Annotated in this window: 20 protein-coding genes; 14 read left to right on the forward strand and 6 right to left on the reverse strand. The window is 51.2% G+C overall.

What is annotated here, in order from left to right; translation table 11 throughout:
• Positions 1-31 precede the first annotated feature (31 nt).
• The 12 genes from asd to BQ6873_RS00885 all read left to right on the forward strand — a co-directional run bounded on the left by asd (position 32) and on the right by BQ6873_RS00885 (position 14,594).
• Positions 32-1,144, forward strand: coding sequence for an aspartate-semialdehyde dehydrogenase (gene asd / locus BQ6873_RS00830; protein WP_407928001.1), 1,113 nt, complete (start codon positions 32-34; stop codon positions 1,142-1,144).
• 240 nt (positions 1,145-1,384) lie between these two features.
• Complete coding sequence (locus tag BQ6873_RS00835; protein WP_331712972.1) at positions 1,385-4,078, forward strand: FimV/HubP family polar landmark protein; 2,694 nt, start codon at positions 1,385-1,387, stop codon at positions 4,076-4,078.
• Positions 4,079-4,165: 87 nt separating this feature from the next.
• Positions 4,166-4,981 (forward strand): tRNA pseudouridine(38-40) synthase TruA, encoded by an 816-nt coding sequence (gene truA / locus BQ6873_RS00840; protein ID WP_076590957.1) that lies wholly within the window; start codon positions 4,166-4,168, stop codon positions 4,979-4,981.
• Between the two features lie 58 nt (positions 4,982-5,039).
• Positions 5,040-5,720: a phosphoribosylanthranilate isomerase gene (locus BQ6873_RS00845; RefSeq protein ID WP_076590958.1), complete on the forward strand. Its 681-nt coding sequence runs from the start codon at positions 5,040-5,042 to the stop codon at positions 5,718-5,720.
• A 14-nt stretch (positions 5,721-5,734) separates the two neighbouring features.
• On the forward strand, positions 5,735-7,006 hold the full coding sequence (gene trpB / locus BQ6873_RS00850) for a tryptophan synthase subunit beta (protein ID WP_076590959.1): 1,272 nt from the start codon (positions 5,735-5,737) through the stop codon (positions 7,004-7,006).
• A gap of 110 nt (positions 7,007-7,116) precedes the next feature.
• On the forward strand, positions 7,117-7,914 hold the full coding sequence (gene trpA / locus BQ6873_RS00855; RefSeq protein WP_076590960.1) for a tryptophan synthase subunit alpha: 798 nt from the start codon (positions 7,117-7,119) through the stop codon (positions 7,912-7,914).
• A 107-nt stretch (positions 7,915-8,021) separates the two neighbouring features.
• The gene (gene accD / locus BQ6873_RS00860; protein WP_076590961.1) at positions 8,022-8,894 is read left to right on the forward strand and encodes an acetyl-CoA carboxylase, carboxyltransferase subunit beta; all 873 of its coding nucleotides are present in this window, start codon (positions 8,022-8,024) and stop codon (positions 8,892-8,894) included.
• 109 nt (positions 8,895-9,003) lie between these two features.
• Positions 9,004-10,305, forward strand: a complete 1,302-nt coding sequence (gene folC / locus BQ6873_RS00865) for a bifunctional tetrahydrofolate synthase/dihydrofolate synthase (protein WP_076590962.1) — start codon at positions 9,004-9,006, stop codon at positions 10,303-10,305.
• A 20-nt stretch (positions 10,306-10,325) separates the two neighbouring features.
• Positions 10,326-11,174 carry an SPOR domain-containing protein gene (locus BQ6873_RS00870; RefSeq protein WP_076590963.1) on the forward strand — a complete coding sequence of 283 codons (849 nt, stop codon included), beginning with the start codon at positions 10,326-10,328 and terminating at the stop codon, positions 11,172-11,174.
• 30 nt (positions 11,175-11,204) lie between these two features.
• Positions 11,205-11,693, forward strand: a complete 489-nt coding sequence (locus tag BQ6873_RS00875) for a CvpA family protein (RefSeq protein ID WP_076590964.1) — start codon at positions 11,205-11,207, stop codon at positions 11,691-11,693.
• A gap of 61 nt (positions 11,694-11,754) precedes the next feature.
• Positions 11,755-13,272 (forward strand): amidophosphoribosyltransferase, encoded by a 1,518-nt coding sequence (gene purF, locus BQ6873_RS00880; protein ID WP_076590965.1) that lies wholly within the window; start codon positions 11,755-11,757, stop codon positions 13,270-13,272.
• A 77-nt stretch (positions 13,273-13,349) separates the two neighbouring features.
• Positions 13,350-14,594 (forward strand): cystathionine gamma-synthase family protein, encoded by a 1,245-nt coding sequence (locus tag BQ6873_RS00885; protein WP_076590966.1) that lies wholly within the window; start codon positions 13,350-13,352, stop codon positions 14,592-14,594.
• A gap of 20 nt (positions 14,595-14,614) precedes the next feature.
• Here BQ6873_RS00885 and BQ6873_RS00890 read toward each other — a convergent pair whose 3' ends face one another.
• From BQ6873_RS00890 to BQ6873_RS00915, 6 genes are all read right to left on the reverse strand, one after another.
• The gene (locus BQ6873_RS00890; protein ID WP_076590967.1) at positions 14,615-15,211 is read right to left on the reverse strand and encodes an LOG family protein; all 597 of its coding nucleotides are present in this window, start codon (positions 15,209-15,211) and stop codon (positions 14,615-14,617) included.
• Positions 15,212-15,317: 106 nt separating this feature from the next.
• Positions 15,318-15,914, reverse strand: coding sequence for a phasin family protein (locus BQ6873_RS00895; protein WP_076590968.1), 597 nt, complete (start codon positions 15,912-15,914; stop codon positions 15,318-15,320).
• A gap of 228 nt (positions 15,915-16,142) precedes the next feature.
• On the reverse strand, positions 16,143-16,640 hold the full coding sequence (locus BQ6873_RS00900; protein ID WP_076590969.1) for an RDD family protein: 498 nt from the start codon (positions 16,638-16,640) through the stop codon (positions 16,143-16,145).
• A 15-nt stretch (positions 16,641-16,655) separates the two neighbouring features.
• Positions 16,656-17,309: a DUF3106 domain-containing protein gene (locus BQ6873_RS00905; RefSeq protein ID WP_231949176.1), complete on the reverse strand. Its 654-nt coding sequence runs from the start codon at positions 17,307-17,309 to the stop codon at positions 16,656-16,658.
• A gap of 68 nt (positions 17,310-17,377) precedes the next feature.
• Entirely contained in the window at positions 17,378-17,785 is a 408-nt protein-coding gene (locus BQ6873_RS00910; RefSeq protein WP_076590971.1) for a DUF3619 family protein, read from the reverse strand.
• The gene (locus tag BQ6873_RS00915) at positions 17,782-18,351 is read right to left on the reverse strand and encodes an RNA polymerase sigma factor (protein WP_076590972.1); all 570 of its coding nucleotides are present in this window, start codon (positions 18,349-18,351) and stop codon (positions 17,782-17,784) included. Before BQ6873_RS00915 ends, BQ6873_RS00910 begins: the two co-directional genes overlap by 4 nt.
• A 519-nt stretch (positions 18,352-18,870) precedes the next feature.
• Here BQ6873_RS00915 and BQ6873_RS00920 point away from each other — a divergent pair.
• Both BQ6873_RS00920 and ilvN read left to right on the forward strand, forming a co-directional pair.
• Positions 18,871-20,628 carry an acetolactate synthase 3 catalytic subunit gene (locus BQ6873_RS00920; protein ID WP_076590973.1) on the forward strand — a complete coding sequence of 586 codons (1,758 nt, stop codon included), beginning with the start codon at positions 18,871-18,873 and terminating at the stop codon, positions 20,626-20,628.
• Entirely contained in the window at positions 20,628-21,119 is a 492-nt protein-coding gene (gene ilvN, locus BQ6873_RS00925) for an acetolactate synthase small subunit (protein ID WP_012080002.1), read from the forward strand. Before BQ6873_RS00920 ends, ilvN begins: the two co-directional genes overlap by 1 nt.
• Positions 21,120-21,143: the final 24 nt, after the last annotated feature.

The following is a 21,143-nucleotide window of genomic DNA, read 5'->3' on the forward strand; positions in this document are numbered from 1 at the left end:
AGGGTGACTGCAAGTGCCCTGAACGAAGGAAATGATGATGAAAGTTGTTGGCTTAGTCGGTTGGCGTGGAATGGTCGGATCGGTCTTGATGCAACGCATGCAAGAAGAGAGCGATTTCGATCATATCGAACCTATTTTCTTTACGACATCGAACAAAGGCGGTAAAGCGCCTGCGATGGCCAAGAAAGAAACCACGCTGCAAGATGCCAACGATATTGATGCGCTGAAGAAGTGCGACATCATCATTACCTGCCAAGGCGGCGACTACACCACCGAGATTTTCCCGAAACTGCGTGCAGCGGGCTGGGATGGTTACTGGATCGATGCAGCATCGACGCTGCGTATGAAGGACGATGCGGTTATCGTGCTTGATCCGGTCAATCAAAACGTGATCCAGGATGCAATGGGTCGTGGCGTTAAAAACTACATCGGCGGCAATTGCACCAACTCCATCCTGTTGATGGGTGTAGGCGGCTTGTTCAAAGAAGGTCTGGTTGAGTGGGTCAGCTCCATGACTTACCAGGCAGCTTCGGGCGGTGGTGCAAACCACATGCGTGAGCTGTTGAGCGGTATGGGCGTTGTGCACGGTGCAGTTGCGAATGAACTGGCGACTCCTTCGTCGGCGATTCTCGATATCGATCGCAAAGTGGCGGAGTCGATACGTAAAGATGTACCAACCGAGTTCTTCGGTGCGCCGCTGGCTGGCGGTTTGATCCCATGGATCGATGCACAGTTGGAAAACGGTCAGTCGAAAGAAGAGTGGAAAGGCCAGGCAGAAGTTAACAAGATTCTTGGCAATACCCAAATCATTCCGGTTGACGGTTTGTGCGTGCGTATCGGTGCAATGCGTTGCCACAGCCTCGCATTGACGATCAAACTCAAGCGCGATGTGCCTTTGGCTGAGATCGAATCCATCATCCGTTCCGCTAACCCATGGGTTAAATGGGTGCCGAATGAGCGTGCTGTAACGGTCAAGGAATTGACTCCGGCTGCTATCACTGGTGGTCTGGAAATTGGTGTTGGTCGTGTACGTAAACTGAATCAAGGTCCTGAATATATCTCGGCCTTCGTGATCGGCGATCAATTGCTGTGGGGCGCGGCAGAGCCGTTGCGTCGCATGTTGCGCATCATTTTGGGTAAGTAATACTGCATTATCGTTGTCAGATCGCAACATAAACCCGCCAAATCACCTTGTTAAATGGGTGATTGGCGGGTTTTAAATTAGTTGCCAAGATGGTTGCGCTTGCGCACGTAAGTCCATGATGCTATGGTGAAAGTTCTCAGAAAAACGATAGATAAGCGTTGCTTGTGGTCCTCAACGTACGCCAACGGAATACTCTCCATGCCACTCAAAATGCGGTCAAATCCCAGCTCTAGATTCCCCTTGTTCAAACTGAAAACACTGAGTGCTGCGGTCATCTCCGCTGTCGTGTTATCGAATACGTATGCAGCAGGTTTGGGGAAACTGACTGTCATGTCGTCTCTGGGCCAGCCACTGCGGGCTGAGATTGAGTTAACCTCGGTATCGCCTGATGAGCTTGCCTCTCTGGCTCCCAAACTTGCTTCGGCCGATGCTTTCCGCCAAGCCAATATTGAATTCAATCCTAGCCTATTCTCACTGCGTTTTGCAGTCGAGCAACGTGGCGGTCAGCCGGTTGTGCGTGTTACTTCGACGCAACCAATCAACGAGCCATTCGTCGATATGCTGCTGGAGTTGGGCGGTAACAATGGCCGTTTAGTCCGCGAATACACTTTTTTGCTGGATCCGCCGGAAATGCGCTCTGCGCAACCAGCACAGGTCGCCCCCATCGTTATTGCTCAGCCATTGCCGCCAGTTGCAAGGCAACAGCCAGAAAGCAAGCCTGAGCCTGTAGCAGCGCCGATACGTGAAAATCCGGCACCGCGTGCAGCGGCCAAGCCACAGCGCACCGTGGCAGCACCTAAACCAGAGGCAGCGCCGACAGACGAATATGTTGTGAAAAAAGGCGATACGCTGGCAAAAATTGCGAGTCAGTATCGACCAAGTGGCGTATCGCTCGATCAAATGCTGGTTGCGCTGTATCGCGCCAATCCTGAAGCCTTTATCGACAAGAATATGAATCGCTTGCGTGCCGGGCATATTTTGTCTGTGCCAGAGGCAGATACTGCCCAAGGGATCAAGCAATCCGAAGCAAAAGGCGTAGTCATTGCGCAAGCTGCTGACTTCAATGCTTATCGCAACAAGTTGGCTGGACAAGTCGCCACCGCCGCTGCGAAAAAATCGGATGACGTCAAGCAAACCGCTGGCGGCAAAATTACTACGCGTATTCAAGAAGATTCGGCGGCCGCCGCAGAATCCAAAGACAAGCTGAAACTGTCGAAATCAGGTGCCGCATCGACGGCAGCTTCCGACAAGTTGGTCAATCAGGCCGGTGCGGAAGAGCTGATCGCAAAAGACAAAGCGATAGCTGATGCCAATGCACGCGTCAAAGAGCTTGAAAAGAACGTCAATGAGTTGCAGCAAATTCTTGAAATCAAAAACAAGGATTTAGCGGCACAACAGAAACAAGCAGAAGCCGCAACGAAAGCTGTGCCTGTAGCGACACCAGCGCCTGCAGCAGTCACTCCGGCTGAACCGGTTGCAGCGGCGCCTGATACAGCAGCTGTGACGCCACCAGCAGTGGAAGTGAAACCTGAAGCGCCTGCAGCAGTCGAGCCGGCCGTTGTTCCTCCAGTTGCTGCAGTTAAGCCAAAACCAGTCGTTGTCCCACCGCCTCCACCGCAGCCTAGCTTCTTCGAAGATTTGACGAATAATGCGATGTTCTTGCCGGGTGCGGCTGCATTGCTGGCATTACTTGCCGGTTTGGGAATCTATAGCTCCCGTCGTCGCAAGCAAGCGCCAAAATCGTTTGAAGACAGCATCACGGATTCCAGTCTGAAAACAAATTCCTTGTTTGGTTCGACTGGTGGACAGAGTGTTGATACCAATAACAGCGTATTCAACTCCAACTTTGTTCCTTCTGCTAGCCAGTTGGATACCAACGAAGTTGATCCGATTGCCGAAGCAGATGTTTATATCGCTTATGGTCGTGATGCACAGGCAGAAGAAATCCTGAAAGAAGCGTTGCGCAACCAGCCGGATCGTCACGCGGTACGCGTTAAATTGCTGGAAATCTATTCCAGTCGCAACGACGTACGTTCGTTTGAAATCCTGGCTAGCGAGTTGTATAGCATGACCAAAGGCGAGGGCGATGAGTGGGCGCAGGCCGCTACGCTTGGTCTGATCCTTGATCCGAGCAATCCTTTGTATGCCAATGGTGCACTGCCGGAAGAAGTCGCTGCGAAAGCATCCGCATTGACGGCGCCGACACAGCAGCTGAATGAGCATGATGGTCTGGGTGCAATTGCGCCAGTCGCTGCTGCGGCAGCAGCATTGGGAACTGCGGCTTATTTCGATAGCAGCAATTCTTCGGCTGAAGAAGCGTCAGTGCCAGAAGTAGAGCCTAAGGCTACTGTGGAAGATCTGGATTTCGATCTGGAAGGTTTGGATATTGAAAGCCCGATCAAAAAATCAGGCGCAGATGCTTCAGCACAAACTGATTTGCCGGAAGATGTTGCCGCCATTGATTTCGATTTCCTGGGTGATCAATCTGTAACACCTGCGGCAAAAGAAGATACCGGTCTTTCCTTCTTCGAAGAAGAAAAAGAATCGAACACGCTGGCCTTTACGCCAGCACCTGAAATTCTGCTGCCGGAAGATATTGATCTGGATTTCCCTGAGCAGGATGTTGCTCATTTGCATAGCGCTACAACGCCGACTGCATTGCCTGAGTTCGATCTCTCCGACATCGCACTTGAATTGGATCCGCAAGAAACATCGTCTGCGCATGAAGTAGAAGCCTTGCCAGCGTTGGATAGCCTGGGCGATGAAGAGAGCTACACCAGCAACGCGGAAATGGCGACCAAGCTTGATCTGGCGATTGCTTATCAGGAAATCGGCGACAAAGAAGGTGCACGCGAGCTGCTGGAGGAAGTTGTCAAAGGCGGTAACGGCGAACAATCAGAGAAAGCGAAGCATCTGCTCAGCAAGCTTTCCTGACGTACTAAATATGGTTGATCAACGGGCGCAATGCTATGCTTGCGCCCGTTTTCATTTCAGTTTTGATTTTTCCGGTAAATTCTCACCATGAATGGCGAATCCAAACGCATCGTGCTTGGCGTACAGTATGACGGTACGCCGTGGCAGGGCTGGCAGACACAGCTGAACGGCTTGACCGTGCAGGACAGGCTGGAATTCGCCCTGAATAAATTTACTCTGCAAAACATCTCTACCGTCTGTGCTGGCCGCACTGATGCTGGTGTGCATGGTTTGGAGCAGGTGGTGCATTTCGACACTACGCTGGAGCGCGATATGTCGTCCTGGGTACGTGGTGTGAATACTTTTCTGCCGCCGTCGATCGCGATACGCTGGGCGACTGAAGTCGCTCACAATCCGGACGCTCAGGATAATTTCCATGCACGTTTTAGCGCGCGTTCGCGTATGTATCAATACGTGCTGTACAACAATCCGGTGCGTTCGCCGTTGCTGGAAGGTAAGGCGGGCTGGGTATTTCGCAAGCTGGATGTCGAGCGTATGCGTGAGGCCGCAACTCACTTATTGGGCGAGCACGATTTTTCGACTTTCCGCTCCGTGCAATGTCAGGCCAAATCGCCAGTCAAAAGCATGTACTCGATCAAGATAGAGCAGCGCGGCGACCTGATTATGTTTACCCTGCATGCGAACGCATTCCTGCATCACATGGTGCGTAACATTGTTGGTTCCCTCATTTATGTTGGTAATGGTTCGCAACAGCCGGAATGGCTGAAGGAATTGTTGGATGGGCGCGAGCGCAAGTTTGCGGCACCGACTTTTATGCCGGACGGTTTGTATTTGGCCAAAATCGATTACGATCCAAAATGGGCCTTGCCGCAGCTGGAAGTGCAGAACTTCTTGTGGTCGTGACAACGGCACTGATGCCGCTATGCCAACCAATTTTTAATTGAACAATGACACATTAACAATGACACATCGTACCCGAATCAAAATATGTGGCCTTACGCGCCCTCAAGATGTGCGTAGCGCGGTTGAGGCCGGCGCAGATGCGGTCGGTTTTGTGTTCTATCCGAAGAGTCCGCGCTTCATAGCTGCGGCTGCGGCTGGCCACTTGATTGCGCAGATTCCACCTTTTGTCAGCGCAGTCGGTTTGTTCGTGAATGCGACGGTAGAAGAGGTGCGGGCGGTAGTTGCGCAGGCACCTATTTCCTTGTTGCAATTCCACGGTGATGAAACACCAGCCGATTGCGCTGCCATCGCTAGTGCGGTGAATCGCCCCTTCATACGTGCAATTCGCGTAAAAGCAGATATGCAGGCAGCCGATTTGCTAAAATACGAGTCTGATTATCGCGCCGCCAGTACATTGTTCATCGGCTTGTTGCTGGATGCCTTTGTAGACAGCTATGGCGGCAGCGGAAAGGTCTTCGATTGGTCTCTCATTCCCGAAAATATCGCGCCTCGGGTCGTTTTAAGTGGTGGCTTGAGCGCACAAAACGCGACTGACGCGGTTCTACGCGTACGTCCTTACGCTGTCGACATCAGTAGTGGTGTCGAACAAGACAAGGGCATCAAGGACGCAGCAAAAATACGCGCCTTTATCGCCGCGGTGCGAGCAGCAGATGCCGCCGCGCCAGATCAGACAAAATAGTAAAGAGAAAAGCCATGAAAGAATTAGACGTGCTGGGCAGTTTTGCCGAGCGACAAGCAATTGCAGAAAGCGCTTTGCATCAGACTGCGCCATACAATTTGCCGGATGCCAAAGGTCACTTTGGCCAATATGGTGGCAGCTTTGTTGCCGAAACCTTGAGTCAAGCGCTGGCCGAGCTGAAAGATGCGTATGCGCATTACAGCAAAGATCCAGCCTTCCTCGCAGAATTCCATTACGACCTGAAGCATTTTGTCGGTCGCCCAAGTCCGATTTATCACGCCAAACGCTGGTCCGAACAAATGGGCGGCGCGCAGATTTACTTCAAGCGTGAAGACTTGAATCACACTGGTGCGCACAAGATCAACAACGTGATCGGCCAGGCATTGCTGGCACGTCGCATGGGCAAGAAGCGCATCATCGCGGAAACCGGTGCTGGTCAGCATGGTGTGGCGACGGCGACGATTTGTGCACGCTTCGGCTTGGAGTGTGTGGTCTACATGGGTAGCGAAGACGTCAAGCGCCAGGCGCAAAACGTCTACCGCATGAAGCTGCTCGGCGCGACAGTTGTACCAGTTGAATCCGGTTCCAAGACGTTGAAGGATGCGTTGAACGAAGCGATGCGCGACTGGGTGACAAATATCGAAAACACTTTCTACATCATCGGTACAGTGGCAGGCCCGCATCCTTACCCAATGATGGTGCGCGACTTCCAATCGGTAATCGGTAATGAGTGCATAGAACAAATGCCGGAAATGACCAGTCGTCAGCCTGACTACGTGGTTGCTTGTATCGGTGGTGGTTCGAACGCAATGGGGATTTTTTACCCATACATCGAGCACAAGAACGTGCAATTGGTCGGTGTAGAAGCTGCCGGTGAAGGACTGGAAACAGGTAAGCATTCCGCATCATTGACCGCTGGTTCACCTGGCGTGTTGCATGGCAATCGTACCTATTTGCTGCAAGATGAAAACGGCCAGATCATCGAGACGCATTCGATTTCTGCCGGCCTCGATTATCCGGGTGTCGGGCCAGAACACGCATGGCTGAAGGATTCTGGTCGCGCGCAGTATGTATCGATTACTGACGACGAAGCGCTGCAGGCTTTCCACGATTGCTGCCATATCGAAGGCATCATTCCGGCGCTGGAATCCAGTCATGCCTTGAGCTATGCCGCCAAATTGGCTGCGACCTTGCCGAAAGATAAGGTCGTGCTGGCTAATCTCTCCGGTCGTGGCGATAAAGATATGCATACGGTAGCGCAGCGCATGGGTTTGAAATTCGATTGATCTTGCACGACGAGAAAATCGCTTCCTGTGCTGAATGGCATAGAAGCGATTTTCAGTAGATTGAAATGTACTCAGCTCAACGTAGCTTAGAAAATTTATAAAGTATCTTCATGTCCAGAATTCAATCCACTTTGGCTGCATTGGCGGCAAAGAACAAAAAAGGTCTGATTCCTTTCATCACCGCAGGCGATCCGGCACCGGAGTTGACCGTGCCTTTGATGCATGCGCTGGTTGCAGGCGGCGCCGACATTCTTGAATTAGGCGTGCCTTTTTCTGATCCGATGGCAGAAGGCCCTGTGATTCAACGTGCTTGCGAGCGTGCGCTCAAGTTCAACGTCAGCATGCATGACGTGCTTGGCTTTGTCAGCGAATTCCGCAAGACCAATACAACGACGCCGGTAGTCCTGATGGGTTACGCCAACCCGATCGAACGCATGGGGCAAACCAAATTTGTTCTAGCGGCCAAGGCAGCAGGTGTGGATGGCACGATCGTCGTAGATTACCCGCCGGAAGAATGCGAAGAGTTCGCCGCTACCCTGAAGGCAAATGACATGGATCCTATTTTCCTGTTGTCGCCGACTTCGACTGAAGAACGCATCCAGCAAGTTGCACAATTTGGTAGCGGCTTTAGCTACTACGTCTCGCTGAAAGGTGTTACTGGCGCCGGCAATATCGATACCCAAGAAGTCGCAGAACGTATCGCGGCGATCCGTAAATATGTGAAATTGCCTATCGGCGTCGGCTTCGGCATCCGCGATGCGGCAACGGCCAAGGCAGTGGCCGCAGTATCTGATGCAGTTGTCATCGGCAGCCGGATTATTCAGGAATTGGAAAACAGCCCACGTGAGCAAGCTGTTGAAGGAGTGCAAACGTTTATTGCCGGCATCCGCAAGGCTTTAGACGAATAAGGTGAAAATGTCCTGTTAGGCAAGTAAAATACTGCCCTACACGTAATTGTGGCGAATTGCCGTGCAAACGGTACAATTCGGCCAGTACAAAATTGAAAGAGGTCACGATGAGTTGGCTAGAAAAGTTACTTCCCCCACGTATTCAGCGTTCCGACGCTGCACAACGCAAATCGATACCTGAAGGTTTGTGGGTCAAATGCCCATCCTGTGAGTCGGTCTTGTACCGCACGGATCTGGAATCGAATATCCACGTTTGTCCTAAATGTGATCACCACATGCGCATACGCGCACGTGATCGCCTCGACGCTCTGCTGGATGCAGGTGGTCGTTACGACATCGGTCAGGAAGTGTTGCCAGTCGATACACTTAAATTCAAAGACAGCAAAAAGTACCCAGATCGCCTGAAATCGGCGCTGGAAGCCACTGGCGAAACCGATGCACTGATCGTGCTTGGCGGCTCTATCATGAGCTTGCCGGTCGTTGTAGCCTGCTTCGAGTTTGAATTCATGGGCGGTTCCATGGGTTCGGTCGTCGGTGAGCGTTTTGCCCGTGGCGCGCAAACCGCGCTGGAGCAAAAAGTACCGTTCATCTGCATTACCGCTACCGGTGGTGCGCGTATGCAAGAAGGCTTGTTGTCATTGATGCAAATGGCAAAAACAACTTCGATGCTGACCAAGTTGTCGGAAAAGAAATTGCCGTTTATTTCGGTGCTGACTGATCCGACCATGGGTGGCGTATCTGCTTCCTTCGCTTTCATGGGCGACGTCGTGATTGCGGAACCAAAAGCTCTGATCGGTTTTGCCGGTCCGCGCGTGATCGAGAACACTGTGCGTGAAAAGTTGCCAGAAGGCTTCCAGCGCGCTGAGTTCCTCGTGACTAAAGGCGCAGTCGACATGATTGTCGATCGTCGCAAAATGCGTGAAGAAATCGCACGTCTGTTGGCATTGTTGCAAAATCAGGCGGCTGAAGTTCTAGCCTGATTATCCGGCATCGGTACAGAAGCCCGAACCTTGTGCGGTTCGGGCTTTTTATTTGCGGTTTCGCCGTCACATACTGTTTCTCTACAGTTATTCAATACGATCAATTTGCATGGAAAACCATCCAACAACCTTAGCTGATTGGCTTGCCCGCCTGGAAACAATGCATCCGAAAGCCATCGATATGGGTTTGGATCGCGTACGGCAGGTTAAAGACGCGATGGCGATCCAGTTCGCGTGCCCAGTGATTATTGTCGGTGGCACCAACGGCAAAGGTTCGACTTGCGCCATGCTGGAATCGATATTGTTGCGCGCTGGTTATCGTGTTGGTTTATATACTTCGCCGCATTTGCTGCATTTCAATGAGCGCATGCGTATCAACGGGCAGTCGGTAGGCGATGCAGAGTTAATTGCCGCTTTCGATAAGCTCGATGCGGTACGTGCAGATGTGTCTTTATCGTATTTTGAATTCACTACGCTGGCAGCGATGCAGTTGTTTGCCGATACCAAGCTGGATGCCGTGATTTTTGAAGTAGGTCTGGGTGGTCGTCTGGATGCGGTCAATGTATTGGATGCGGATGTGTCTATCGTGACCAGCGTCGATATCGATCACACCGAGTATCTGGGTGATACACGCGAAAAAATCGGTTTCGAGAAGGCAGGTATTTTCCGTCCTGGCAAAACCGCGATTTGCGGTGATCCGGTACCTCCTGCATCCCTAGTCGAACACGCCGAGGAAATCGGTGCCGACTTGTGGTTGTTCAATCGTGATTTCAATTATTCAGGCGACAAACAGCAGTGGAACTTCAGCGGACGCGGCCATCGTCGCAATTCACTGGGTTATCCAAGCTTGCGTGGCGCGAACCAGTTGCTGAACGCATCATCCGTTTTGGCAGCACTGGAAGCCTTGCGCTTGCGTCTGCCTGTCGGTGCGCAAGAAGTGCGTACAGGCTTGGCTGTAGTCGATCTGCCGGGCCGTTTTCAGGTTTTGCCGGGCCGTCCTGTGATCATTCTGGATGTGGCGCATAATCCGCATGCCGCTGCGACTTTGGCGCAGAATCTCGACAATATGAGCTTTCATCCCTATACCTACGCGGTCTTTGGCGCGATGCAGGACAAGGATATCGACGGTGTGATTGCTCATCTGAAAGGGCGTATTGATCACTGGTGCGTCACTGATTTGCCATTGCCACGTGCTGCAACGGCCGCTGATATCAAGGAAAAGCTATTGCATGCTTATGGCGAAGAGCCAAGTGCAACAGATACCGAACGCAGCATCCAAACATTCACTTCGCCTGCAGATGCTTTTGCAAATGCACTCAGCCGAGCGGGGGAGAATGATAGAATTGCGGTTTTCGGATCCTTCCTGACAGTTGCTGGCGTCATGGAATTCCGTAACTCCGAACATCACTGACGAACTTCACACTACATCGTATGGGCTTGTTCTCGTTTTTTCGTAAAAATCAGCAGGAATCATCGGTCGGCAAGAGCGATTTTTATTCGCAGGCTGACGAGGAAAAACCTAGTACGCGCAGCAAGCGCGGGCAGGGTAACAAACGCGAAGCGCCGGTCGATCCGGTCTTGCCAGAAAAGAAACGTGCGCGTCGACGTCTGGTTGGTGCCGTTGCCTTGGTACTGGCGGCCATCATCGGTTTGCCGATGATTCTGGATTCCGAGCCTAAGCCTTTGGCTGACGATATCAATATTCAAATTCCATCCAAAGATACGCCGGCACCGGCTGCACAAGCCAAATCGGGCTTGGTACCGAAAGCAAGCAGCGAAGCAGCAGCAAGTAATGCGCTGAGTGCGGAAGAAGAGATTATCGAGCCTACGCCGGCCGCACCAGCCGAAGTGGCTAAAGTCGAGACGCCGAAAGCAGACGTCAAAGTAGCTGAACCGGAGAAAAAACCGCAGGTTGCCGTGGTAAAACCGGAGTCTTCCGAACCAAAAGCAACTACGCATGCTCCAACGGTAAGCAAATCCGATGATGCGGCGCGTGCCCGTGCGATTTTGGAAGGGAAACCAGTTGCTTCCGCCGCCGCTCCTCATGCTTCTGGCAAGGTGGTTTTGCAGGTCGCCGCACTGGCATCGCAGGACAAGGTCAATGAATTGCAGAAAAAGCTGCACGCAGCAGGTTTGAAGTCATATACGCAGAAAGTGGCAACAGCGTCAGGTGAGCGCATTCGTGTACGCATAGGTCCATTCGCGAACGAAGCAGAAGCCGAGAAAACGCGTGCCAAACTGATCAAGCTCGGTTTGAGCGGTAAATCGTTCCCGGCCTGATATGCAGCCGGGTGTTAAAGCAGATCGCCTGTGACGATTTTTGATTATCTGGTTTTATTTGTACTGATCTGTTCTGTCGTGATCAGTACCTTGCGGGGATTGGTCAAAGAAATTCTGTCCCTGTTGAGCTGGATAGTGGCGTTTGTGGTTGCCAACGCATACGGCGAAGAGTTGGCGGCACTATTGCCGGATATGCTGCCAGGCAACACGACACGCTTGATCGTAGGATTTATTGTCTTGTTCATCGGTGTACGCATCCTGATGGGCTTGCTGACCATGGCGTTGAATGAAGTAGTCAAGGCGACCGGCTTAACCCTGGTGGATCGTGGCTTGGGTGGTTTGTTCGGTTTGGCGCGTGGTTTGGTGATTGTGCTGGCAGCTGTACTTTTGTGCGGCATGACGGCGATACCCGAACAGAGTTTTTGGAAAGAAGCATTGTTTAGTCCGTTGGCAGAAACTGCCGCGCGTACGGTCATTCCTTTCCTGCCGGGCGACTTTGTTCGGCATATACAGTTTTGATTCATCCGATCCGTATCGGATGAACTCGCAGTTTTAATTTGTTCTAGTTGAGGAGTCCACCATGTGTGGCATTGTTGGCGTTGTTTCTCACACCCCTGTAAATCAATTGATTTATGACGCGCTGCTGCTCTTGCAGCATCGCGGTCAGGATGCAGCCGGTATCGCAACCGATAACGGCAATACATTCAGTATGCACAAAGCAAACGGTCTGGTACGGGATGTCTTCCGCACTCGCAATATGCGTTCGCTGTTCGGCAATTCGGGCGTAGGCCAAGTCCGTTATCCGACTGCTGGTTCATCCAGCGCAGACGAAGCGCAACCGTTTTACGTCAATGCACCGTTCGGCATCATCATGGCGCACAACGGTAATCTGACGAACTGGGAACAGCTCAAAATCGAGATGTTCAAGAACGATCGTCGCCACATCAACACCACTTCCGATTCGGAAGTCCTGTTGAACGTGCTGGCACATGAAATCCAGCAAGCGACGACCGGTTACTCGCTCGATCCTGCTGCGATTTTCAAGGCAGTAGCGATGGTGCACAAACGCGTACGCGGTTCGTATGCAGTGACGGCGCAAATCGCCGGTTACGGTTTGCTGGCATTCCGTGATCCGTTCGGCATTCGTCCTTTGTGCATCGGCTTCAATGAAACTGATAAAGGTACCGAATATCTGGTTGCCAGCGAATCGGTAGCGCTTGAAGGTTTGGGCTTCCGTTTCCTGCGCGATGTATTGCCGGGCGAAGCGATTTTCATTGATATCGATGGCAAGCTCTACAACCAGCAATGTGCAGAAAATCCTACGCTGAATCCATGCGCGTTCGAGTTCGTTTATTTCGCCCGTCCTGATTCCATCATCGATGGTGCTTCGGTCTATGCAACACGCCTGAAAATGGGCGAGTACCTGGCCGATAAAATCAAACGTGAAATGCCTTTGGGCGACATTGATGTAGTGATGCCGATTCCGGATTCATCGCGTCCAGCTGCGATGGAATTGGCGCACAAGCTCAATATCGAATACCGCGAAGGTTTCATCAAGAACCGTTATATCGGTCGCACCTTCCTGATGCCAGGACAAGCTATCCGTAGCAAGTCGGTACGTCAGAAACTGAATGCGATTGGTTCCGAGTTCAAAGGCAAGAATGTATTGCTGGTCGATGACTCCATCGTCCGTGGTACTACCAGCCGCGAAATCGTACAGATGGCGCGTGAAGCTGGCGCGAAGAAAGTGATTTTCGCTTCTGCAGCACCACCGGTTAAATTCCCTAACGTGTACGGCATCGATATGCCTACCCGTGCTGAATTGATCGCTTACGGTCGCACTACGGAAGAAGTTTGCCGTGAAATTACCGCTGATGCCTTGATCTATCAGGACATCGAAGCATTGAAGAGTTCCATCTCCGATATCAATCCAGCGTTGAAGAGCCTGGAAGCTTCCTGCTTTGACGGTATTTATGTGACTGGCGATATTTCGCGCGATTACCTGGATCGTATTGAATTTGCTCGTAATAATCCGAAACCGGAAGTGGACGACGCTGTGCGTTCGCAATTGAATTTGAATCTGGCACAGGTCGATTAAGTTTAATTTAATTGACGCTGTAGCCATGCCTGATCTGTACACGCAAGTGTGCGTTCAGGCATTTTTTCTGGGCCACCATGACTGACTCCAAAAAATACGGCTTTACCACGACTACTTTGCACAGCGATCGCCAGAAAGCGATTGAGCATGGTTCGTTGCACAAACCTATCCACACCTCTGTAACCTTCGGCTATAACGATGCACGCGAGCTGGCGACGGTATTCCAAGGCAAACAGCCAGGTTATCGTTACGGCCGCCAAGGCAATCCGACAGTTGCTGCGCTGGAAGACAAAGTCAACAAGATGGAAGATGGCTTGTCGACGATTTGCTTCGCTACCGGCATGGCCGCGATTGGCGCTGTGGTGCAGGCTCTGTTACGCGAAGGCGATCACGTTGTTTCGTCGGCTTTTCTGTTCGGCAATACCAATAGCTTGTGGCAAACCGTAGGCGGGCAGGGCGTACAGATCGCGATGGTTGATGCGACTGATGTCAAGAACGTTGAAGCCGCGATCCAGCCAAATACACGCATCGTCTTTGTTGAAACCATAGCCAATCCGCGTACTCAAGTCGCGGATCTGGCGCGCATCGGCAAGTTATGCGCGGAGCGCGGTATTGTCTATATCGTCGATAACACGATGACTTCGCCGTATTTGTTCCGTCCAAAAGCAGTTGGTGCCAGCATCGTCATCAATGCACTGACCAAATCGATAGGCGGGCACGGCAATGCACTGGGCGGTAGCCTGACGGATACGGGGCTGTATGATTGGTCGCGTTTCCCGAATATTCTGGAAACCTATAAGCGCTATCCAACAGCGCAATGGGGCATGGCGCAAATACGTGCCAAAGCCTTGCGTGATTTTGGTGGTTCATTAGGACCGGAAGCAGCACATCATCTGGCTGTTGGTGCTGAAACGATGGCGCTGCGCCTGGATCGTGAATGCGCAAATGCACTGGCAGTAGCGCAAATGCTGGAAGCTGATGAACGTGTGGCAGCGGTGTATTACCCAGGTTTGAAATCGCATCCACAGCACGCGATTTCGACTGAATTATTCCGTGCTTATGGCAGCTTGTTCAGCTTCGAGTTGAAGGATGGTATCGATTGCTTCGATTATCTGAATCGCTTGCAACTGGGTGTGTCTGCCAGCAATCTGGGTGATACCCGCACGCTGGTGATTCCGGTCGCGCACACCATTTTTTATGAAATGGGTGCGGAACGTCGCGCCAGCATGGGCATTGCAGAATCGCTGATACGCGTATCGATAGGTATCGAAGATACCGTCGATCTGGTGGAAGATTTCCGTCAGGCCTTGGACGTCGCTTAAATCTAGCTAGGCGCTCGTTTCTAAGGCAATAAAGTCTTGGCAGCGAGCGCATCCAGTACTTTGGTGCTTGGTTGCGGCACAAAATTCTGCAAGCGATATAACAGTTCCGATGCATTCTTCTCATGCATCATCAATTCGGCTTGATTGGCTTTGACAAAACCTTGTGCTACCTGGTTTTGCAAGAAGGCGATTAGTCCGTCGTAGAAACCATCTACGTTCAAGACACCTATCGGTTTTTCATGAAAACCGAGTTGTGACCAGGTGAGAATTTCAAACAGTTCTTCCAACGTGCCTATTCCGCCAGGCATCGCAACAAATCCATCCGACAGTTCCGCCATCATGGCTTTGCGCTCATGCATGTCTTTAACGACGTGCAAATGGGTTAATTGCTTGTGTCCGACTTCCTTGTCCATCAAGGCTTGCGGGATCACGCCGGTTGCTTCTCCGCCTAAACGCAGGATTTCATTGGCGATGGTGCCCATCAAGCCGACGTTGCCGCCACCATACACCAACGTGATTTGACGATCGACCATTTCTTTTGCCAGTGTGCGTGCAGCTTCAGCGTACACCGGTTTGGCTCCATAAGAAGAGCCGCAATAAACACAAAGAGATTTCATTTTCGAAACAAGGAGATAGGTGAGAAGTGAGTATTCTGATGCTGTAGAGGGCGGGTTTGCGCTAGGCGCAAACCCTGCGATACGAGATATTAGTCAGGATTAAATGTTAAGCAGTTTTTACTGCAGCTTTGCGTGCTGCAGGTTTTTTCGCTGCAGCCTTCTTGGCTGGCGCTTTCTTAGCTGGAGCCTTTTTTGCTGCTGGTTTGGCCGCTACCTTTTTCGCTACGGCTTTCTTTGCTGCTGTTTTCTTGGCAGCCATTTTTTTGCCTGCGGCCTTTTTCGTCGTCGGTTTTTTTGCACCGACGGCTGCAGCGCCTTTTTTGGTTAGTGTATCGATGCGCTTATGCAGTGCTTCCAATTCTTTTTTGGTTGAGACACCAAAATGATTGAGGGAGTTAGCGACTGTGTTTTCGATCAGCTGTTCCAGTTTGTCCCATGAGCTGGACGCCTGTTTGCCTACGTTATTGCTGAGTTTGAGCAAGCCATCCGACACATCGGCCACTTTGTTTTCAGCGATTTTTCGCGTGCGTTTGTGCAGGCTGCTGCCTTTTTTTGCCAGTTTGGCGAGTACTTTTTCGCCTTCTTGTTGTGTCTTGGCAAAGGCTTCGAGACCGGCTTGCCAGATTTGCTGGGCTGAGGCGTGTACGCCATCGCTCAATTGTTTGCTGCCTGATTTAGTTGCTTTTTTCAGTTTCTTTACCATGTGACTTCTCCGCTTTTTGGTTAAACAAAAATGCCATGTCAGGCATGGCCCGTCCATCAAGATGAATACTGAAATTACAAGCAATTATAGTTGTAATAATCAACATACCACTTGGACTACAGTGAATGGGCAAGATTCACATTTTTATTTATTACGAGTGAGATGAAGGTGAAGCGGAGAGCTGCGATGGACGCACGCCAGCAATATAGCTGGCGTACATGGCATTTCTTATTGGACCTTGCTGACCTGGATCAGTTTGGTACCGGTGATGCGGTCATGTAAAAACTGTCGACTTGGATGGATATAGGCAGCGAGGGACCAGGCAGCGACATTGGCCAGAACAATGGCAACCGCGGTCCACATTTTGGCGTCCAAGGCCCATGCGATCGCAAGCCCTGGCAAGAACCATAGCCATGCAAGGAGGTAACGCGCCACGGCGTGTTTAAAGCCCAATGGATAGCCATCTATCGTAACGAGGCGGATGCGCCAGGTTTTCATCGGCAAGGTTTGGCCACTATGTATCCAGAACCAGACGAAATAAGCGCCTACTACAAAAAATAGCCAGTACTGCAAGGCATGTCGCAGATAGAGGGCATTGCGTTGTTGAAAAATCGTTGAGAACAGTAAGCCTGCAATCGCCACGACGCCAAATAACAGCACGCCTTCATAAATCATGGTGGTCAAACGGCGTTTGATTGTAGGCGTATCTGAATTATTCAATTGCATTGCATGGAGTCAGAATCAAGGCGCAGGAGAAGGAGTCGGAGCTGGTGCTTGTATAGGCGTTGATATAGGCAAAGACGGCTGAATTGCTTCTGCACGCGGCAACGGTTGTTTTGTCGGTATCGGTTTTGATATTACTTTTGCTTGCGCTTGCGCAGCATTCTTGCCGATAGGTGGGCGCGGTGGATTCACTATGCGTTTTTTGGGTGGGGAGGTTTCAGCCAACTGTTTTTTCTTTTCATCGGAGAGTTGTTGATACTCTTCCCATTGCTTGGTTTTTTGTTCGGCGTTGAGTTTTTTTGCCCGGTTATAGTTTTCGCGGGCAAGGCGCCGTTGGTCAGGCGTCAGCTTGACCCAATCACGCATACGTTCTTGCATGCGTTCTTGATCGCTAGGCGACATGGTGGTGAATCTATTTGCTAGTTCCAGCCATTTTTCTCTGCGGAAGGAATCCAGCTTGTTCCAATCGCCAGCCAGTGGTGCCAGAGCGGTTTTTTGCGCAGGGCTTAACTTGTTCCAATCGGATTTGTTGCCGCTGGTTTTGGCTACAGAGGTGGGTTTGGCAGTCGGTTTGGCTGGAGGCACGGCGACGGCCAGCGCCGGTGCGTGCACTGGTGGCGCAGGTGCGTCAGCCGGCATTGCCTGTATTGCACCAGTGTATGCAAGAGACAAGACTGCTAGGGATGTAGCGATTTTCCCGAGATGAGGTATATCCAGGGGAAAAGTCCATACCTTCATGCCTATTTATCCCCTTTTGCCAGAAATGCATCAAAACCATGGTCGAGATAAGCCGACAGCGGCAAGTCATCAGTTAATACTTCGGCATCAATGGAGGCGGAGTCGATGATTTGCTGATGTTGCTCAAATTGATAGATGCCTATCAAACCGAACACCAAGGCAGCCAGCGGTACGGCCAAGCCCATGCGGCCTAACCAGGCCCAGAGGTTGTTGTGTGAGGACGTGCTGCTATGACCGGCGAGCGCCACCTGCGGCACAAATACAGTCGCCTTAGACTCTTGTTTTTTATGTGATAACGCCATCTTGCGCGCAGATGCCAGACGTTCGGCAGTTTTTTCCGATACATTATTGGCGCTTTCGTCCAGCGCATGGCTTAGTTTGTAAGCGAGATTCAGGTCTTTGGTGTTCATAAGTAGATTCCTTTGGCTTTCAGCGCCTGGGCCAGAGCGTGCGTCGCACGAGAGCAGTGTGTTTTCACACTTCCTTCGGAGCATCCCATGATGGCGGCGGTTTCTGCCACGTTCAGATCCTGCCAATAACGCATCAGGAAGGCTTCTCGTTGACGTGAGGGGAGATTTTGTACTTCATTCTCGATAAATTCGAGTACTTGCTTGCGTTCCAACTTGCCCAAACCGGTTTCGGCACCATAGCTGCCTTCTTCCGCTTCTATCATATCCATCGCATCGAAATTTTCCTGGTCTTCCTGTTTGTTGCCAAAGCTGGAAAACAGGCTGATCCATGAGGAGCGGACCTTTTCGCGGCGGAAATAATCGCGGATGGTGTTTTGCAAGATGCGCTGAAACAGCATAGGTAACTCAGCTGCCGGTTTGTCACCGTATTTTTCAGCGAGTTTGATCATGGCATCCTGGACTATATCCAGCGCCGATTCTTCTTTACGAACAGCGTACACCGCCTGCTTGAAAGCACGGCGTTCTACATCTTCAAGAAAATCCGAAAGTTCTTTATCAGTTGCCATTGGATGCAGCGCATTCGAAAGAACGCTGCCGAAGATGTTTCGGGATGAGATGTCTCAACAATTATTCGACGATCACGTTTTTAAACTGCAGGCATGCTAGCAAAAAAGCCTCGTTTGCGGGTACTTTTTACGCAAAATCGTTGATTCCAAACAGCTTTTCTGGAATTTAGCTTGACCAGAATTGTGCAACGCAGTAACGTATCGTTCCCCTTACCATCTCAAAGGGTACCCATGGTCTTTTAGCATGTTGCGCATGATGCAACTTTGTTAGAAGACGCGCTTCAAAAATTTGAAAGCTGTTTGCTCTAACCCGCGCCACAAGCGCGAGAAATTCGCATATTGCTGCAGAACCTCTGGCTGAACGAGTCGCGTTAAGCGTCTTTTTGAAACACATTCACAGATGTGTGACGAATTGGCGTGACCGCACAAAAAAGGAATGCCTAAGCACTGTCGCATTGAGCGGTTTCATCAGGAGAGAGCATCCGATCAATTTCCAATGGACCTTGAAAGGACGTTAGCATGACCTCAGACGCAAGTACTACTGCAGTTAACAGTAATAAAATCGGTGAAGAAATCACCGGCGCAGAAATCGTCGTACGTTGCCTGGCCGAAGAAGGTGTTGAACATGTGTTCGGCTATCCTGGTGGCGCAGTGCTGTACATCTACGACGCGATCTTCAGCCACAGCAAATTCCAGCATATCTTGGTACGCCACGAGCAGGCTGCCGTGCATGCTGCTGACGCATATTCCCGTAGCTCCAATAAAGTCGGCGTTTGCCTTGTGACCTCCGGTCCAGGTGTAACCAATGCTGTCACTGGTCTGGCTACTGCGTATATGGACTCCATTCCAATGATCATCATTTCCGGTCAAGTGCCTTCGCACGCGATTGGTCTGGATGCGTTCCAGGAGTGCGATACGGTCGGGATTACCCGTCCATGCGTCAAACACAATTTCCTCGTCAAGGATGTCAAAGATCTCGCAGCGACGATGAAGAAGGCTTTCTACATCGCTACTACCGGCCGTCCAGGTCCGGTGCTGATCGACATCCCTAAAGACATCACGATGCACAAGACGACCTTCGAATATCCGAAGGAAGTCGAAATGCGTTCGTACAAACCAGTCGACAAAGGTCATTCCGGTCAAATCCGCAAAGCGGTGCAATTATTGCTGCAAGCCGAACGTCCGATGATTTATACCGGCGGCGGCGTGATTCTGGCCAATGCATCCGAAGAGCTGAATCGTCTGGTCGACAAACTCGGTTACCCATGCACCAACACCTTGATGGGTTTGGGCGCGTACAAAGCATCGAGCGACAAGTTTGTCGGTATGCCAGGTATGCACGGTACTTACGAAGCCAATATGGCTATGCAGCACTCCGACGTGATGATCGCGATCGGTGCGCGCTTCGATGACCGTGTGATCGGCAATCCAAAACATTTTTCGTCGAACCCGCGCAAAATCATTCACATCGACATCGACCCATCGTCGATTTCGAAACGCGTCAAGGTTGATATTCCTATCGTCGGCAACGTCAAGGAAGTGCTGGTTGAATTGCTGGCACAACTGGATGCCGCTGAAGCCAAGCCGAACAGCGTTGCGCTGTCCGCATGGTGGAAGCAGATCAACGAATGGCGCAAACGCGAATGCCTGAAGTTTGCCGACTCGACCGAAGTGATCAAGCCGCAATCGGTGATCCAGAAAGTCTGGGACATCACCAAGGGCGATGCCTTCATTACCTCGGACGTCGGTCAGCATCAAATGTGGGCGGCACAATACTATCCATTCGATAAACCACGTCGCTGGATCAATTCCGGTGGCTTGGGCACCATGGGTGTGGGCTTGCCGTACGCCATGGGCGTGCAGATGGCCAATCCTGATGCAACCGTTGCCTGTATCACTGGTGAAGCATCGATCCAGATGTGTATTCAAGAATTGGCGACTTGTAAGCAATATCACCTGACACCAAAAATCATTCTGTTGAACAATCGTTTCCTCGGTATGGTTCGTCAGTGGCAACAGCTTGAATACGGTTCGCGTTATTCCGAGTCCTACATGGATTCTCTGCCAGACTTTAACAAGCTGGTTGAGTCTTACGGTCACGTCGGTATGAAGATCGAAAATCCGGCTGATGTCGATGGCGCATTGAAAGAAGCGTTCGATATGAAAGACCGTTTGGTATTCATGAATTTCATTACGGATCAAACCGAAAATGTCTGGCCTATGGTCAAGACAGGTAAGGGTTTGACTGAAATGCTGTTGGGTTCGGAGGATCTGTGATGCGCCATATCGTTTCTGTTTTACTGGAAAATGAAGCGGGTGCCTTGTCGCGCGTAGTTGGTCTGTTCTCCGCGCGTGGTTACAACATTGAAACGTTGACCGTGGCCCCAACCGAAGATGCAACCTTGTCGCGGATGACGATCGTCACCAGCGGCTCGGACGATGTGATTGAGCAAATCACCAAGCATTTGAACCGTTTGATCGAAGTGGTGAAAGTAGTCGACCTGACCGAAGGTGCGTTTATCGAACGTGAGCTCATGCTCATCAAGATACGTGCAGTCGGCAAGGAACGTGAAGAAATGAAACGTACTGCGGATATCTTCCGCGGTCGTATCATCGACGTCACGGACAAGACTTACACCATCGAGTTGACCGGTAACAAAACCAAGCTCGACGCGTTTATCGATTCGATCGATCGCACGGCGATTCTGGAAACTGTCCGTACGGGCGGCTCCGGTATCGGTCGCGGCGAACGCATACTCAAAGTTTAAGTAGTTCATTCACACCAACAACAT

It is taken from the genome of Herminiimonas arsenitoxidans, assembly GCF_900130075.1.
GTDB lineage: Bacteria > Pseudomonadota > Gammaproteobacteria > Burkholderiales > Burkholderiaceae_D > Oxalicibacterium > Oxalicibacterium arsenitoxidans.

Bases quoted from the DNA above. Each gene is read 5' to 3' on its own strand.
- ilvN (WP_012080002.1), top strand. From the start codon at position 20,628: ATGCGCCATATCGTTTCTGTTTTACTGGAAAATGAAGCGGGTGCCTTG.
- trpA (WP_076590960.1), top strand. From the start codon at position 7,117: ATGTCCAGAATTCAATCCACTTTGGCTGCATTGGCGGCAAAGAACAAA.
- BQ6873_RS00845 (WP_076590958.1), top strand. From the start codon at position 5,040: ATGACACATCGTACCCGAATCAAAATATGTGGCCTTACGCGCCCTCAA.
- BQ6873_RS00870 (WP_076590963.1), top strand. From the start codon at position 10,326: ATGGGCTTGTTCTCGTTTTTTCGTAAAAATCAGCAGGAATCATCGGTC.
- truA (WP_076590957.1), top strand. From the start codon at position 4,166: ATGAATGGCGAATCCAAACGCATCGTGCTTGGCGTACAGTATGACGGT.
- BQ6873_RS00890 (WP_076590967.1), bottom strand. From the start codon at position 15,211: ATGAAATCTCTTTGTGTTTATTGCGGCTCTTCTTATGGAGCCAAACCG.
- BQ6873_RS00895 (WP_076590968.1), bottom strand. From the start codon at position 15,914: ATGGTAAAGAAACTGAAAAAAGCAACTAAATCAGGCAGCAAACAATTG.
- asd (WP_407928001.1), top strand. From the start codon at position 32: ATGATGATGAAAGTTGTTGGCTTAGTCGGTTGGCGTGGAATGGTCGGA.
- folC (WP_076590962.1), top strand. From the start codon at position 9,004: ATGGAAAACCATCCAACAACCTTAGCTGATTGGCTTGCCCGCCTGGAA.
- BQ6873_RS00920 (WP_076590973.1), top strand. From the start codon at position 18,871: ATGACCTCAGACGCAAGTACTACTGCAGTTAACAGTAATAAAATCGGT.
- trpB (WP_076590959.1), top strand. From the start codon at position 5,735: ATGAAAGAATTAGACGTGCTGGGCAGTTTTGCCGAGCGACAAGCAATT.
- BQ6873_RS00915 (WP_076590972.1), bottom strand. From the start codon at position 18,351: ATGGCAACTGATAAAGAACTTTCGGATTTTCTTGAAGATGTAGAACGC.
- purF (WP_076590965.1), top strand. From the start codon at position 11,755: ATGTGTGGCATTGTTGGCGTTGTTTCTCACACCCCTGTAAATCAATTG.
- BQ6873_RS00900 (WP_076590969.1), bottom strand. From the start codon at position 16,640: ATGCAATTGAATAATTCAGATACGCCTACAATCAAACGCCGTTTGACC.
- BQ6873_RS00885 (WP_076590966.1), top strand. From the start codon at position 13,350: ATGACTGACTCCAAAAAATACGGCTTTACCACGACTACTTTGCACAGC.
- accD (WP_076590961.1), top strand. From the start codon at position 8,022: ATGAGTTGGCTAGAAAAGTTACTTCCCCCACGTATTCAGCGTTCCGAC.
- BQ6873_RS00910 (WP_076590971.1), bottom strand. From the start codon at position 17,785: ATGAACACCAAAGACCTGAATCTCGCTTACAAACTAAGCCATGCGCTG.